Source organism: Streptomyces sp. NPDC093221 (assembly GCF_044753885.1).
Lineage (GTDB): Bacteria > Actinomycetota > Actinomycetes > Streptomycetales > Streptomycetaceae > Actinacidiphila.
Map to the genome: position 1 here is coordinate 522,324 of NZ_JBIVOA010000004.1, position 15,744 is coordinate 538,067.

Genomic DNA, 15,744 nt, shown 5'->3' on the forward strand with positions numbered 1-15,744 from the left:
TCGCACCACACGCGGCACCGGCCGGACCGCCGCCCCACCCTCAGTACGGTGGAGGCGGCGGTCGGGCTCGCGGCTCTCGCGCACCGACGCGTGCGCGCCGCGCACCACACGCGCTATGCCTACGCCCTGCCCGCCGCTGCCACCGCCGCCCGTACGAACGAGGCGACAAGCGCCCGGTCGTCGCTGCGCGACCACGCCACGACCAGCCGGCTCGTGGGCGCGTCGGTCACCGGCACGCACACCAGACCCGGATGCGCCGGCTCGGCGAGCGACCGCGGCAGCACCGCGATCATCCGCCCCAGCACGATCATCTGGACCATCTGCGGCACGTCCGCGACCTCCGGCCCGCTCCCGTCGTCGGGCACACCCGCCCAGCCCACGCCCTGCCAGCGCGGCAGCGTCTCGCCGTCCAGATCCGCGAGCCGCAACTGCGCACGCCCGGCCAGCCGGTGGTCACGCGGCATGATCGCCACCCGCCCCTCCACGAACAGCGTCTCGGACGCGAGCCCGGTCAGGTCGTCGAACGGCGCGTACAGCAGCGCCACATCGGCCCTGCCGTCCCGCAGGTGGTCGGCCCGGTCGGTGGCGCCGCCGAACAGCACGTCCACCCGGCGCGCGTCCGGCCGTTCCGCGTACGCGGCGAGGATCCCGGACAGCAGATTGGCGTCGCCGCCCGGCTTGATCACCAGCCGCAGCTGGGCCCGCGCGTCACCGGCCCGGCGCGCGCTCTCGGCCGCCGCGCCGACCGCGTTGAGCGCGTGGCGGCCGTGGTGCAGCAGCGCCTCCCCCGCCGGGGTGAGCGCCACATGGCGGCTCGTACGGGTCAGGAGCAGGACACCGAGGCGCGACTCGACCCGCCGGATCGCCTTCGACAGCGCGGGCTGCGCGATGGACAGGCGCTCGGCGGCGCGGCCGAAGTGCAGTTCCTCGGCGACCGCGACGAAGTACTCCAGCTCGCGCGTCTCCAGGTCACTCATGCCCTCAGGTTATCGCTGATGATCCAGAAGGTCTTGGACGTGGCGGCCGGGCGGCGGTTCCATGGACCCATGATCAGCCACACGATGATTGTCTCGTTCGAACCGTCGATCCCGGACGCGGACCTGGATCAATACCTCAAGGATATCGAAAGCCTGATGGTGGGCTCCGGGCACGTGCGTACCTTCTCCGCCCGGCGCCACATCCGTGTTCCCGCGGACGACCACAGCCCGGTGTTCACCGCCACCGCGATCGTCCACATCGGCGTCGCCGACCTCGACGCGCTCAACGCGGCCTTCGCCATTCCCGGCACCGAGGAACTCATCAGCCGCTGGCAGGCCCGCTACCCGTACCAGGTCGTCTGGGCCAACCACGAGCCGCTGGCCTGACCGACTGGGCGGGCGCGTGCTCAGTGCGCGCGCTTCCGCCGCACCCACGCCACGACGAAGCCGACGGCGGGCAGGGGCAGGGCCAGGACCGCGAAGAGCGCGGCCAGCACGAGGACGATCGCCGCCTTGCCCGCCGGGCTCTCGTCACTGGCGCCGACGATCCGGACCGCGCAGGAAGCCGCCGCCCCGGCCACCGCGAGCGCGGCCACGGCGACGGCCTCCCGCCGGACGCCCAGGCGTCCGAGCAGGACGCCCAGCGGGATGCCCAGGACGCCGACGGCGGCGAAGGCGGCCAGCAGGGTGACCACCGTGGGGTCGACGGGCGAGGCCGCCCTCGACGCCCATGGAGTCGCCACCGCGGCGGCGATCCATGGGGCCGAGGACAGCCAGGCCCTACGCGTCGTGCGTGTCATCCGTTATTTGTTCTCCATGGCGTTCCGCAGATTGCGGGCCTGCTGCTGCCACTGCTGCTTGGCGGCGCCCATCTTGACCCCGGCCCACGCGAACCAGTTCGAGCCCGTCGTGTACGCCTTCTGCGTCAGGTACACGCCGTCCTTCCGGGACGAGATCGAGAACTTGATCTGCGAACCGGCGTCGTCGAAGTATCCCTTGTTGGTCACCGTGAAGGTGAAGGAGGTCTTGTCCTTGAAGGACACCTTCACCTTGCCGGGTCCGCCCGCGATCCGGCCGAGGCCGTGCGCGATCGAGTCGCCCGGGTGCAGCGTGCACATCGCGCCCTGGGTGAAGGCGTCGCAGCCGGTCACCTTGAACGGGAACATCTCCTTCGGGTGCGCCTTGAAGTAGGCCATGATCTCCTCGGGCGTGCCGAGGCTGTTGGGCCCGATCAGCTCCGACATCGTGTATTTGTAGCTCGGGTGCGGCGAGAAGGCGACGGACTTCTCCTGCGCGTGCGCGGCCGCGTACGTGTCCCGCTCGGGCTCCGGCGCGTTGCCGCCGTACAGGTCCTTGATCAGGTCCTGCCACCGGTGTTCCCTCGGCGAGGAGATGCCGAGGGTGCCGCACAGGTCGTCGCAGTGGCGTCGCGCGTAGGAGACCTTGCGCTGCGTCTTGAGGCTGACGTACGGGTTCTGGTTGACCTTGCTGCTGCTGCACTCGGTGTGCACGCAGTCACCGGTCTGGGTCGCCCACGCGCTGCAGTCCTTGCCGCAGGCGTTGCCGTGCTCGTCACAGCCCTCGTGACCGTTGCGGCAGGTGTACAGGCCCGTCGGGTCGCTCTGGGAGACGGGGTCGTTGCCCGCGTACGCGTAGCCGTTGAGCGACTGCGGGTCGCTGGTGTCGAGGTCGGCGTCGACCGAGGTGAAGCGGCCGGTCGACGGGTCGTAGTCGCGGGCGCCGAGGTGGGTCAGGCCGGTGCCCGGGTCGTTGACGCCGCCGACGAAGCCCTTGTCCCCCGACCAGGCGGTCGGCGCCGTGCCGCGCGGTTCCCCGAAGGGGGTGGTACGGCGCTGCTGCATGGTCAGGTCGGCGCCGTCGATCTGGAGTTGGCTGGTGCCCTGGCTGTCGGCGATCAGGAACGACACCTTGTTGTCGTCGGTGCGCATCGCCTGGTTGCCGTCGCCGAGGTCGTAGTAGCGGGTGGCGCGCGGTGTGGTCGACCCCTTGGCGAGGGCGACCTCGGTGCCGCCGAGGTAGAGCGTGCTGCCGCTGTCGGTACGGACCACCAGCCGGTTGCCGTCGGCGTCGTAGACGTACGAGGTGGTCTTCGTACCGCCGTTGCCGTCGACCGCGGTCACCTGGGTCAGGTGGCCCTCGGTGTCCCACACCTGGGTCTGCTTGGCCGCGCCGACCGTGCTGGTCTGGGTGCCGCCGATCGCGTCGTACGTGTAGGACTTCAGCGTGCTGCCGCCGGGGCCCGTGGTCCGCATCTGGCTGAGCGTGTGCGGCTGGGGGCCGGTCGGGGCGGGGTAGGAGTAGTCGCGGACGGTGTCCTGTGCGGTGGCGCCGGTGGCGGAGTGGTCCGTCTCCTTGGTGCGGTCGCCCGCCTTGTCGTAGCCGAAGGACTGCCAGTACGCGGCCGGGCCGCCGAGTGCCGCGGCGCTCGGGGTGGCCGCGCAGCCCGCCGAGCCCTGCGCCCACGCCTCGGTCAGCCGGCCCAGGTAGTCGTACTGGAAGCACTGGGCGTCGGTGCCGTCGCGGGAGACGTCGGTGAGCGAGGTGATGTCACCGGCCGGGTCGTAGCCGTACGTGGCGGACTTGTCGGTGCCCGGCACGTCCTGCCGGTCGACGCGGGAGTTGGACAGCCGCTGGGTGCCCCACTGGTAGGTGTTGGTGACCTGGGTCATCTTCTGCCCGGCCGCCTGGAAGGTGTACTGGAGCGCCTGGCCGGTGTAGCTGTACGTGGTGTTGGTCGTGTACGTGGCGCCGCCGGAGCCGGACACCGTGCTGGGCCGCAGCACCTCGTCGTAGGTCGGGGTGACCGCTTCCGCGGGCAGGCTGCCCGCCGCGGGGTAGCCGACGGACTGCGTGGTGCCGTCCGCGTTGTACTGCACGTTGCCCTGGTAGGAACCGGCGAGCGCGCCTTCGGCCGCCGGGATCGTGGTCGTCGTGCGGTGCGCGCGGTACAGGTTGTCGTACAGCGAGTAGGCCACGGTGTACGCGGAGCCCGTGGCGCCGCCGACGTAGCGGGCGGCCGAGGCGATCTGGCCCTTGAAACCGGCCGGGTCCCACACGTGCTTGGTCAGCAGCGGGCCGGTCGCGTCGCCGTCGTGGGTCTCGGTCTCCCGGCCGAGCCCGTCGTAGAGGTGGGTGACGCTCTCGCCGCGCTGGTCGGTGCTGGAGACCAGTTGGCCGCGGTCGTCGTAGCCGGAGTCGGTCGTGCCCTTGTCGGGGTCGATCGCCTTGGTCTGGTTGCCGCGCTGGTCGTAGCGGTACTCCCAGACGGTGCCCGACGCGTCGGTGACCTTGGAGAGCTTGCCCGCCGGGGTGTAGTCGTAGAGCGTCTTGTCGTACGGGCCCGTGGGTGTCGCGGCCTGGTACTGGTCCAGCTCACGGACGTTGCCGCCCGCGTCCACGACCGTGGTGGTCGGTGTGCCGCCCTTCGGCGGGGTGACCGTGGTGCGGTCGCCGCCGTAGGCCGTGGTGGTGGTCGCGAGGACCTGGCCGCCGTCGCCGTTGCCCGCGACCTGCTGGCTGCGCACGACCCGGCCGAGACCGTCGTAGGTGTTCCACGTCTGCGTCTCGACCGACAGCGCGTCGTCCACCTTGTACAGCACGGTGGAGGGCGCCTTCGCCGCGTAGTACGAGGCGAAGGTCTTCGCGGGCAGGCCGCGTTCGTCGTAGAAGGTGTCGGAGACCAGCATGCCGCCCTTGGGCCCTGGTGTCTGGGCCTGACGGACCCTCAGGAAGCCGTCGTACAGCGCGTACGCGGTCTGCGTGCCGGTGCCCGCGAGGCTCGTGGTGGCCACCACCGGGGGCTTGCCGTCGGCCAGTGTGTACGTGAAGGCGGAGTTGGGCGTCTGGTTGTTGGCCTTGGAGCGGTCGGGCAGCCAGATCCTCAGCTTGCGGCCCAGCGCGTCGTATGTGGTGTCGGTGCGCTTGCCGTTGGTGTCGACGACCGTGACGGGCAGCCCGCGTACGGGGTCCAGGGTCGTGGTGGTGGTCTGCGCGGTGCTCGCGTCTCCCGCGGTGGCCGGCGGTGTGGTGACCGTCGTCGTGGTCGGGAAGCCGGTCGCCGGGGCGTAGACCGTGGTCGTGACGCGGCCGTCGGTGCGGTCGGTGCGCTGGGGCGCGCCGGTCACGGTCGCGGTGACGTCGCCGCTCAGATCGGTGGCCGAGACGGCGCGGCCGTAGGAGTCGTAGGCCGCGGCGGACTCCAGGTAGGTGGCGGTGGTGCCGTTGTGGGACTTCAGGCTCGCCACGTGCGTGGCGTCACCCGCGGTCGGCGCGGCTCCGTAGGCGTGGCCGTCGTAGGCGGTGCGGATGTCGGACAGGACGTCCTTGGTGTAGTCGGGGGTCGCCGAGCAGGGCACCGCGACCGTGAGAATCCGCGAGGGGTTGTCCAGGATCCAGTCGGTGCCGTTGTCGACGTAGGTGGTGGTGGCGCACCGGTCGTCGGCGGCGGTGGAGATGTCGCCGTGGTCGTCGGTGGTCAGGACGCGGCCCGCGGTGTTGTCGAAGGTGCGGGTGACGTCGGTGATCCGCCACGACGAACCGGCGCCGTTGTCCAGGGAGGTCCAGGCGCGGGTCTCCGCGGTGCCGGTCAGATTCGCGGCGATGGTGCCCCAACTGCGGGTGACCGAGGCCGTTTCGTGGCGCCAGGGGGTGCTGACGGTCTTGTCCAGCACCTTGCCGTCGGGCCCGGAGTAGTGCTCGGTCTTGTACTCGACGCCCGCCAGCGAGTCGTGGTCGGTGATGGTGCCGCCGTTGTCGTCGGAGACGGTTACGGTGCGCTTGCCGCCGGTCGTCTTGTCGGCGTCCATGCCGCGCAGGTAGTAGTGGTCGGTCCGCGAGCTCATGCCGACCGGGTCCTGGCCGCCGGTCTCGACCTGGACGTGGGCGTAACCGCGCCAGGTGGACCAGGACTTGTACTTCTCCTTGGTGATGCCGTCGTCGGAGTCGTAGTGCCAGGCGGCCCCGCCGAGGTAGTCGTACCTGGTGACCTCGTCGGGCGAGGAGGCGGTGCGGTCGGACTGGATGACCTGCTTCACCACGTACTTGTTGAACCACTGGCGCGACGGGTCCTCGTCGCCCTCCTTGGTGAAGGACTGCGGGAAGCAGAGCGTGGTGTTGGTGTCGGGGGTGGGCAGGTGCGCGGCGTCGCAGGCCGCGGTGGAGTAGGTGATGTCGGTCTGTCCGCCGGTCTCGTCGTCGATGGTCGAGACGCGTTCCTTGATGAACGGCGAGGTGTTGTCACCGGGGATGTCCAGCCGGTTGGTGCGCTGGTCGTACCCGAAGGTGATCTTCGGCATGGTCAGGTCGGGCGCGCCCTCGGGGGTGTCGGCGTTGCCCGTGTGCTCGATCGACGCCAGCTCCAACTGGTAGTCGATGTCGGCCATGCCCCACTGGTGGCCCAGCTTCCACGTGTCGACCGGGGTGTACTTCCCGGCCGAGGTGAGCACCTGCGAGGTGACCGCGGTCAGGCGCTCGCGGGTCCAGAAGGACGGGCCGAAGGAGTGGCAGTCGCCGGTCGACTTGCAGTTGAGGTCCCACGGCGTGTCGTACCAGGGGGAGGCGGCGTTGTCGATCTTCGAGGCGTCGCAGGCGCCAGCCGTGGCGGACAGGCACCTCTCCCCGCTGGTGAAGGCGACCTGCGCGAGGGCCTTGGCCGAGTACATCGCGGTGGACTTCAGGCCGTAGTCGATGTGGTCCAGGTAGCCGCCGCGGACGTAGGTCGTGGGGCTGGCGGCGGTCCTGGCGCGGCCGTAGTAGTTGGTCTCCTTGGTGTAGTAATACGCGATGGCGTTGCCGTGCGGGTCGACGGAGTAGTCGAGATTCCACCGCCAGCCCTGCTGGCACCAGGAGTTGGCGAAGGTGGAGGCGTGGCACGGCTCGTCCGCGTTGTTGCCGAAGACCGGCACGGTCCACGTGGAGTCGGTGGTCGCCTTGCCGCTCGCCCAGCCGGGCAGCCGGTTGTAGCCGAAGTAGTACTGGCTGCCGTCGGTGAGCGTCAGCCGCCAGTACTCGTCGTTGCGGGCGCCGTTGGAGCGCACGTCGGTGGAGGTGCCGTAGACCCGGTCGACCTTCGTGCCGTCGTCGCCCTTGATCCGGAAGGAGTTGGTGCCGGTGGCGACCAACTGGCCGGAGTGGCCGTCGAAGGAGATCGACGCGTTGTCGTACGCCCAGCACAGGTCCTCGTACTTCTTGCCCGAGGAGTCCTTGGCGCCTTCGTCGCCGCAGGACTTGTAGCTGCGCTCGATGTAGCCGGGCGACAGGTCGAAGCCGTCACCGGCCCAGGACGCCTGGTTGTTGGTGCTGCTGGTGCGGCCGTCGACGCTGCCGGAGTCGTAGGACAGGCCGACCTTCGGGGTGAAGCTGCCCGGCACGTCGGGGGCGGGCATGTCGTAGGACCAGGTGAAGGAGCCGGTGTTGGGCCCGACGTTCCAGTTCGAGGACGGGGACAGCGAGGTGGCGGTGTAGTCGCCGTGGTCGCTCGACGTGCCCGCGGTGGCCGCGAGGACCGTCGCGGTGCCGGGCGCGCCCGAGGACGCCAGGGTCAGCGCGTCGGCGGTCAGCGTGTGCGCTGCCGCGTCGTTCGTGGCGCGGACCGGGGTCCGCGTGGTGCAGGCGGGCTTGTCGGGGGTGGTCAGCGCGCACGCGGGCAGTGTGACCAGGCGCAGCCGGGCCGCGTAGGCACCGCCGTACGCCTGGGCGTACGCGCTGTCGTCCACGCGGACGCCGACCGTTCCGCCCTCGGCGTCCGCCCGCGGTGCGACGGTGAACAGGAGGCCGTCCACGCCCGCGGCCCGCGTGGTCTTCCGGTCCAGGACGCGTACGGTCGCGGCGCCGGTCAACGGCGGGGCCGTCGCCTTGGCCGCGCCGCGGGCCGTGGCGGATGTCGCCGCCGCCGGCACGGTGAGGGTCACCGGGAGCTTTCCGGCGCGCACCGCCGTGGGCTCGGCGTGCGCGGCGGGCAGCGTCACCGTGGCGGTTCCGGGCGCGGCCCAGGACTTCTCCGCGGCCCGGTCGTCGGCCCGGTGCGGCAGGCCGTCCTCGGCGCGGGGCGCCGTCGTGGTGCTGGAGTGTCCGGCCACGGGCGCGCCCGGGGACGGTGTTCTCGGCATGTCGTCGGCCTGGGCCGCCGGTAGCGCGGCCACTTGCAGCAGGCCCGCCACCAATGCTCCGCAGGCGAGCAGCGCGGCCTTGCCGCGCGCGCCGCCCATTGATGTCCGTCTGTCGCTCACGCTTGTCCCGTCCCCATCCCTCACCGTGTGCGCCCCCGTCTTCCGACGTCGGCAGCACGAACCGCCGCCGGGCTCCGCCCGTGCGCACGTGTCTGATCTGTCACTTCGTCGAATGCCACGCGTCCGGGGCGGCGCGCGATGACCCGCGCGCCGCCCCGGTGGTGCTACCGGGTCAGGGCCCGGCGGTGGTGTCGAGATCCACTCCGCTGGCGAGCGCCGCGATCTGGGTGTCGGTCGCGACTCCGCCGAAGACCCACACGTCGTCGATCACACCGGGCCAGTACTCGCCCCAGGTGGACGTGCCGGTCTTGAGGCGGCCCAGTTGCAGGCCCTTGGTCGCGTCGAACGGCAGCACCGAGGAGTTCCACGACACCGACTCCTTGCACGCCGGGTCGTCGGGGTTGCCGTCGTCGTCACCGTCGGAGCAGAGCGACTGCTGCATCTGGCCGTTGATGTACAACCGCATCTGACCGGCCATCAGGTCGTAGACCACGGCGATGTGATCCCACGCGCCGTTGTCCTGGAAGCTGGTGTCGGAGGCGGTCGAGACGACGGCGCCGGTGCCGTCCGCGTTGGACGTCTGCAACTGCCAGGCGCCCGCGTGGGCCGGGTCGGCGGAGTCGGGTACGTAACGCACCGCGAAACCGCTGGTGTTCGTACCGGCCATGCTCAGCACCGTCACCGGTTTCGTCGGCCGCGCGGCGGTGGAGACCCACGCGCCCACCGTGAAGCTGCTGTTGGTGTGGATCGGTGACGTGGTGGTCGACGCGTAGCCGGTGGACGTGCCGTTGAGCACCAACGACCCGGTGCCGACCATGCTGTTGGCGCCTGTGGCGTCGATCTGCGCGCCGCCGCCGAGGGTCAGCGGGTGCTGGTCGGCCGCGGTGGTCAGCGAGTCGGGCGAGACCTGGGGAGTGCCGGACGCGCTGTCCAGCTTCCAACGCCCTTCGACCACGAGCTGGTTGTGGTACATCGACTCGGCTTCCGGCGCCGACAGGGCCCGGTCGTAGAACCGCACGTCGTCGATCTGACCGGGGAAGAAGCTGCTCGGTGCGCCGTCGTACGACCCGGCGCCGATCTGGACGGGTCCCTTGCCGTAGAAGGGCGCGGCGAATTTCGTCGTGGCCACCCAGAGGCCGTTGACGTACAGCCGCATGTCGTCGGTGTTCGCGTCGTACGAGCCGAGGAGGTGGGTCCAGACACCGGCCGGTGAATGGGTGGTGTCACCCTGGGCGGCCCGCACGATCGTGGCGCTGTCGGAGTCGGCGGTGTAGGCGTCGAAGGACCACCCGTAGGTCGCGGAGTAGTACAGCTCGAAGCCCGGCCGGTAGGTGCTGGTCTGGGTGGCGATGATCGCCGCGTGGTCGGGTTTGGCGGACAGTTTCGCCCAGCCGACCACGGAGAAGCTGCGCTGGTTGTTGACCTGCGGGGAGCGGGTGGACGCGTAGCCGCTGGTGCCGTTGAGGGTCAGCGACTTGTCCTGCGCGCCCGCGCTTCCCGCGGTGACCCCGCCGTGCAGGACCGCGGGGTCCACGTCGGCCTGGCCGTGCACCACCGTGGTGGGGTTGCCGTCGTCCTGCGCGGCCGGTTCGTCCAGCGGGAAGACCGCGCTGGCCGGGCGGCCGGCCCCGAGTTGCTCCCCCTTGTACAGGTGCGCCACGTCGGCGGCCACCAGGGGCTTGTCGTAGATCCGGACGTCGTCGACCGTGCCGGGGAAGAAGCTCCCCGGGGAGCCGGAGTAGCTCCCCGCGCCGATCTGGAGACCGCGCCGCGCGTCCCACGCGGTGGTGTAGCTCGTGGTCCCCATCAGGGCCCCGTTGACGTACAGCGACAGGGTGTGGGCCGTCCCGTCGTACGTGCCGAGCAGGTGGTACCACTGTCCGGCCGTGACGCCGCCCGCCGTGGCGGACATCGCGCGGACCGGGGTGGCGGTGGCCGAGTCGGAGCTGTACTGGTTGAACACCCACCGGTCGTAGCCCTGTGAGTAGTACAGCTCGAAGCCCGGCGCGTTGTTGCCCGGCTGTGCGGCGACGACCGCCGCGGCGGTCGGCATCCGGTCGAGCTTCACCCAGGCGGCGACCGTCATGCCCTGGTCGGTGTGGACGGCCGGGATGTCGGACTGGAGGTAGGAGTCGGTGCCGTTGAAGTCGACGGCGGTGCCGGACTTGCCGGGCGCGCCGAGGGTCGGCGAGCCGACCACGTTCAGGGTGCGGTCACCGGCGGAACCGGCCGCCTGAGTGGCGCCCGCGTCGTCGTCGAGTTGCCACTGGGCGCGGGCGGGCTGGCCCTCCTTGACCCGGAACTCGTACACCTCCGGCTCACTGCCGTTGCCCGCGCTGTCGAATGCCTGCACGTTCAGGAAGTTGGTGCCCGCGCGGGTCGGCCGGAAGGTCACCGACTTCGCCGCGCCGCCCGAGGTGGCCACGGTGTGGGCCGTGTCGCACACCGCGTCGGCGTTGACGCCGTAGCAGTACTTCACGACGTCGGTGGAGGCCGAGCGGAAGGTGAAGTCGCCGTCCCGGCCGACACCGTCGTACGTCGGGTCGTTGGGGTTGTTGTCGTCGACGGCCGGGTAGTCGCCCGAGGTGATCACGGGGCCCGCCGGCACGGTGGTGTCGTACACCCAGTAGCAGTTGGTCGCGGAACCCGCGGACGACCATGGGGAGTAGCTGTAGTACTTGCCCTGGTCGTAGTCGACCGCGCGGGCCTGCCAGGCGATCGTCTTGTTCTTCGGGACGGTCTTGCCGCCGAGCGTCGCGGTGAGCTTCGTGGAGAAGGTCGAGCCGGACTTCTTCGGGCCGATCTTCGCCGAAGTCCACTGCGTGACCAGGCCCTTGCCGTCACCGGCGTCCCACGCGACGGAGAACTGCACGCTCACCTGGTCGCCGTCGGGGTCGGTGACATCGCTCGCGCTGATCGTCGGCAGGGTGCGGATCCGTACCGACGTGGACGGGCTGTGGCAGGAGGCGCCGGGGCTCATCGACAGGTGGGACATGGGGATCTGCTTGGGCGGCTGGTTGTAGTGGACCCGCAGATACGCCTTGTTGGTGAAGCGCTTCCAGCCGTACGGGTCGGACTCGTTGGCCTTCAGACCGAAGGTGGTGGTCCCGGAGTTGTGGGCCGCCGCGTACTTCACGCCGGTGGTGGCGTTGAACTCGACGTCGGAGGCCGCACAGCCGGAGCTGCCGTGCGCCTCGGTCTGGGTGTCGATGTGGTCGAGCCAGTGGTCGGCGGAGGAGTTCCAGGTCGTGCCCTTGGTGAAACCGCTCGTGCGCCACAGCTCGATCGGCTTGGCGGTGCACGACGCGGACCACGTCTCGTGCGCGACGAAGGTGGCGTCCAGGATCGTCTTGCCCGCGAACTTCGACGTCGGGAAGGAGTAGAAGAGCCGCTTGACGTCCCTGGGCGCGCAGTAGGTCCAGTCGCAGTCGCCCACACCCGCGTCGTCGTCGCCGTTGAAGCGGTACTGCGGGCTGGAGGCCCAGTAGCGCGAGACCATCGTCCAGTCCCCCGCCCTGGGGGTGTACGTCTGCGGGTCGATGTACAGCGGGAACGAGGTGTCCGCGCCGGTCAGCAGCGCGTGGTCGGGCGTCAGCGTCAGCGAGCCGGACACGTCGGAGGTGTCGACGGCGACGGCGATCGGCGCCATCTGGGAGGTATCGGTCGGGCCCTGCGCCGGGTCCTCCGGGCTGCCGTCCTCGGCGGTCGCGGCCTTCGCGCCCTTGGCGGCGCTGGTGGTCCTGGCGCTCTTGGTTCCGGCCGCCGGGGTGTTCGTCCCCTGCGTGCCGGAGTCCCACATGATCGGCTGCGGCGCCGCGAAGACCTCGCCGCCGGTCGTGGTGTCGGTGGCGGTCAGACCGCCGTCGGCGGTGCGCGCCACGTCGAGGCCGTCGGTCACCACCCCGAAGGTGAGCTGTGTGAGCGCCGGATTCCGCGCCGCCGCGGCGGTGTTGACCACCAGCAGCTCGTGGAAACCGTCGGTGTCCGCGCGCACCCGGAGGTCGACGTCCGGCAGGACGTTCTTGTACGTGGCGGTGTCGCCGTCGAGCGTCGGCGCGGGCAGCGCCGACGGCCAGGTGTACGACAGTTTCCGCCCGGCCCTGTCCAGGGTCACCAGCGGCGCGGAGCCGCCGCCCGACAGTTCCATGCCGACCGACGCGACCGCGGGTGCGACGCCGCCGTCGGGCCGCCGCACCAGAGTGTTGTCGATCGTCTTCCACTCGCCGCCGACGCGGGCCCGGACCGGACGCAGGTGCTGGTCCGTCTCCAGGCTGCCGTCCGGCAGCGCGTACGTCTCGTTGGACTCCGTCCGCAGCGACGTGATCTCCACGCTCTGCCCGGCCTCGGCCGCCTCGGCGACCGCCGCGTCCTGCGTGAGCGCCGTGCGGTGCGACGCACCGGTGTCGGCCTTCACCGGCTTCGAGGACTGTGCCGCCTTCGACATCGATGTCGATGTCGGCTCCGCGCCCGGAGTCGGTGCCGCGGCGACCGCGATCGCCGCCGCGGGACCCACCGCGACGACCAGAGCGGACGCGAGCGTCACTATCAGCCCACGAGACGCACGCACACGTCTGACCCCACCCAAATCCATAATCCCCCCATGAGACGCGCCGCCTTGTAGGCGTCTGTTAACAGTGCGCGAACAATCGAGAACCGTAGATCAACACCTTCACGACAGCAACACACTTCTCTCGAATATTCGCCCGCCCCCAGCGTTTCGTGACGTTCCGTCAATGTCCGTCGAATATTTCGCGTAGGCGCAGGTAGCGGACGGATGCCCGCGTCTGTGTGAATTCCGCTTAGCCGCTGGTGAGAGCCGCTGCCCGGCTTTGTCCGGCCCTGCTCGCACAACGGCCCTATGCGCCGTCTCGGCGTTATCGGCACCGTCGGTGAGCGCCGCGACGCGGCCCGGACAGACGGCGGGCGGCGGACGTGCGGGCGGTCGGACGGTCCGACAGGCGGGTGTTCGGACGGGCGGTCGGTGACGGTCAGTGACGGGGAGGAGCGAGGGTGCTGCCGGCGGCGATCGAGCAGGGGACGAGGAGGCTGTCGGCGCGGCGGCCGGGGTCGTCGAGCATCGCGATGAGCTGGTCCACGGCGGTCCGGCCGATCTCGACGCGCGGGATCTCCAGCGACACCCACCGGCCTTCCGGCTGCTCGGGCGCGCCTTCGAGCACGGCGACGGACAGGTCGTCCGGCACCCGCAGGCCGCGCTCGGCCAGCTTCGTCCGCAGCGTCTCGGCGAGCCGTACGCTCTCGGCGACGACGGCCGTCTCGGGTCCCGTGACCAGGTGGTCGAGCCACGCGTCGGACAGGCCGGTCTCGCCGCGGAAGCCGGGTGACCCGTCGGTGAGGCCGAGTTCGCGGACGGCCCGCGCGTAGCCCTCCCGGCGGTCGGTGTACGGCTCCATCTCCAGGGGCTCGCGCAGATAACCGATGCTGCGGTGCCCGAGCGCGGCGAGCCTCTCCACGATGCCCGCCGCCGCGGTCTCGTAGTCGGGGATGACGCACGGGATCTCGGCGCCGGGCACCTCGCGGCGGCCGATGTGGATGAACGGGTAGCCCTCGTACCAGAGCCGGGCCAGTTCGCCGCGGTCGGTGGACACGCCGAGGAGCACGCTGCCGTCGGCCAGGCCCAGCCGGTTGGTGCCGTCCCGGTAGATGTTGCGGCGGCGTCCGTCGCCGCTGCCGGTCGAGGTGAACAGCACCAGGTCGTAGCCGGTCTCCTCCGCCCGCTCCTCGATGCCCTGGAGGAATTCGAAGTAGAAGTCCTCGCGGGCGTGCGGGAAGACGGCCTCGAAGGTGTGCACCCCGAGGAGGTTGGTGCGCTTGTTGCGCATCGCGCGGGCGGCCGGGTTGGCGACGTACCCGAGTTCCCTGACCGCGTCGAAGACCCGCTTGCGGGTCTCCTCGGGGATCCGGGCGCGGACGGCGTCGCCGCTGATCACTCGGGAGACCGCCGACTGGGAGACCCCGGCGAGACGGGCCACGTCGGCCTGGTTGGGGGCGCGGTCGCGGCGGCGGGCGGTCACGGTGTGCTCTCCTGTCGCAGGGGGCTGTCCTTGTGCGTCACCGGCTCGCGCCGGGCCGGGCCGGTCTCCTGGCGGCGGTGCTCGGTTGCCGCGTGCGCCGTCCCGGCGAGTCCGCCCGCCCGGCCCGGTCCGGAGCCGGTTCGCGCGGGCGCGGCATGGCGTTCCAGGGGGCGACGGGGGCGGAAGGCGCGGCGGGCACGACGGGCGCGGCGGGCGCGGCACAGCGGCTTCAGCGAGCCGAGCGGGTCCGGGAAGATGAGCTGCACGTCAGCATGGTAGGCGCGGGCCGCCCGTCCGGTGCCGCGCATCGGCGGGATCCCGCTGCGGGCGGTCCGCCGGAAGCGGGCTCGACACGTCGGCCTCGCTGCTCGGCTGTCCGTCGAGCGTCAGGGCCCGGCGGCCTTCCGGTGTCCCGGCCGGTCTTGGTACGGAGAGCGCGTCAGCACCGCGTGCGGGACGTTTCCGCGAGCACATGGTCCGTGGCCGTCCCGGCGACCGCCGGCCGTTATCGCGGGTCGGCCTCCGCCAGGAACTCCCGCTGTGCCGCCCGCAGTCGGGCGTCCTCCTCGGCGGCGGCCGGGTACTCGACATGGCCCGCCGTCAGGACGAACAGCTCCTTCGGGCCGCCCAGGGCGTTGTGCACGGCGAATTGTCCGGGCGGCGGCACCGCGGGGTCGAACAGGGCCGCGCCGACGTGGACGGGGACGCGGACGCGGGTGGCGGCGACGGCCGCGTCGAAGTAGCCGAGCACTTCGGTGACTTCGGGGTGCCGGGCGTAGTGGGCGCGGACCGCCTCCCCGCTGCCCGTGCAGGGCAGGGTCAGCCGCAGCGGATGGTTGCCGAAGCTGGGCACGGTCAGCAGCCCGTGGTGGAAACGGTCGTCCCAGGGCAGCGCCAGGGCGCCGATCCCGCCGCCGAAACTGCCTCCCACCAGGGCGAGTTGGCGCGCCGCTCCCGGTACCAGGGCGAGCAGCGCGGAGGCCGCGCACCAGGTGTCGGCGACGCATCCGCCGTGCACGTAGGTCTCGCGCGAGGCGATGCCGTGCACGACGTGTTCGGCCGCGGTCGCCGGAATCTCCGGGTCGAGGCTGCGCGTGGCCATTCCGCGGGCGCACGGCCAGATCGCGGCGGTGCCGGGCGGGGGCAGCGTCACATCGACGGCGTCCCTGCCGCCGTAGCCGTGCAGGACGACCATGCCGTGCGTGACGTGTCCGTCGGCGGGCAGCGTCAGCCAGCCGCCCACGCGGAAGCCGCCGACCGAGGTGTACGACACCGCGTGGACGCGTACACCGTCCCGCTCCTCCTCCAGCGCTCCCACCCGCGGCGCGGTGTCGACCGCCAGCGCCTTGGCGTACGCGCCCTGCCAGAAGTCGCCGAAGTCGGCGGGCGCCTCCGGGGTGCCGACCTGGAGCAGCCGGTCCAGGTCGTATCCGTACGTCGGGTCGAACGGGAAGTCGTGGGTCTCGATGGCCTCGGCCGTCACGGGTG

Annotated in this window: 8 protein-coding genes; 1 reads left to right on the forward strand and 7 read right to left on the reverse strand. The window is 71.4% G+C overall.

The window, feature by feature from the left end; genetic code table 11:
* Positions 1–119 precede the first annotated feature (119 nt).
* The gene (locus ACIQCJ_RS19305; RefSeq protein WP_355345583.1) at positions 120–977 is read right to left on the reverse strand and encodes a LysR family transcriptional regulator; all 858 of its coding nucleotides are present in this window, start codon (positions 975–977) and stop codon (positions 120–122) included.
* Positions 978–995: 18 nt separating this feature from the next.
* Here ACIQCJ_RS19305 and ACIQCJ_RS19310 point away from each other — a divergent pair, with 18 nt between their 5' ends.
* On the forward strand, positions 996–1,364 hold the full coding sequence (locus tag ACIQCJ_RS19310) for a hypothetical protein (protein ID WP_355345586.1): 369 nt from the start codon (positions 996–998) through the stop codon (positions 1,362–1,364).
* 20 nt (positions 1,365–1,384) lie between these two features.
* Here the strand turns inward: ACIQCJ_RS19310 and ACIQCJ_RS19315 are convergent, their stop codons facing one another.
* From ACIQCJ_RS19315 to ACIQCJ_RS19340, 6 genes are all read right to left on the reverse strand, one after another.
* Complete coding sequence (locus ACIQCJ_RS19315) at positions 1,385–1,777, reverse strand: hypothetical protein (protein ID WP_401310967.1); 393 nt, start codon at positions 1,775–1,777, stop codon at positions 1,385–1,387.
* A 3-nt stretch (positions 1,778–1,780) separates the two neighbouring features.
* Positions 1,781–8,224, reverse strand: a complete 6,444-nt coding sequence (locus ACIQCJ_RS19320) for an RHS repeat-associated core domain-containing protein (RefSeq protein ID WP_402712005.1) — start codon at positions 8,222–8,224, stop codon at positions 1,781–1,783.
* A gap of 172 nt (positions 8,225–8,396) precedes the next feature.
* Positions 8,397–12,791, reverse strand: a complete 4,395-nt coding sequence (locus ACIQCJ_RS19325; protein WP_402712006.1) for a LamG-like jellyroll fold domain-containing protein — start codon at positions 12,789–12,791, stop codon at positions 8,397–8,399.
* A gap of 421 nt (positions 12,792–13,212) precedes the next feature.
* Entirely contained in the window at positions 13,213–14,256 is a 1,044-nt protein-coding gene (locus ACIQCJ_RS19330) for a LacI family DNA-binding transcriptional regulator (protein ID WP_402712007.1), read from the reverse strand.
* Entirely contained in the window at positions 14,253–14,522 is a 270-nt protein-coding gene (locus ACIQCJ_RS19335; RefSeq protein ID WP_402712008.1) for a hypothetical protein, read from the reverse strand. The genes ACIQCJ_RS19330 and ACIQCJ_RS19335 overlap by 4 nt, the downstream gene beginning before the upstream one ends.
* Before the next feature lie 239 nt (positions 14,523–14,761).
* Positions 14,762–15,739: an acetylxylan esterase gene (locus tag ACIQCJ_RS19340; RefSeq protein WP_391045373.1), complete on the reverse strand. Its 978-nt coding sequence runs from the start codon at positions 15,737–15,739 to the stop codon at positions 14,762–14,764.
* Positions 15,740–15,744: the final 5 nt, after the last annotated feature.

What these genes read in the sequence shown, in the direction of transcription:
- ACIQCJ_RS19305 (WP_355345583.1), bottom strand. Translation starts at nt 977, where the DNA reads ATGAGTGACCTGGAGACGCGCGAGCTGGAGTACTTCGTCGCGGTCGCC.
- ACIQCJ_RS19310 (WP_355345586.1), top strand. Translation starts at nt 996, where the DNA reads ATGATCCAGAAGGTCTTGGACGTGGCGGCCGGGCGGCGGTTCCATGGA.
- ACIQCJ_RS19315 (WP_401310967.1), bottom strand. Translation starts at nt 1,777, where the DNA reads ATGACACGCACGACGCGTAGGGCCTGGCTGTCCTCGGCCCCATGGATC.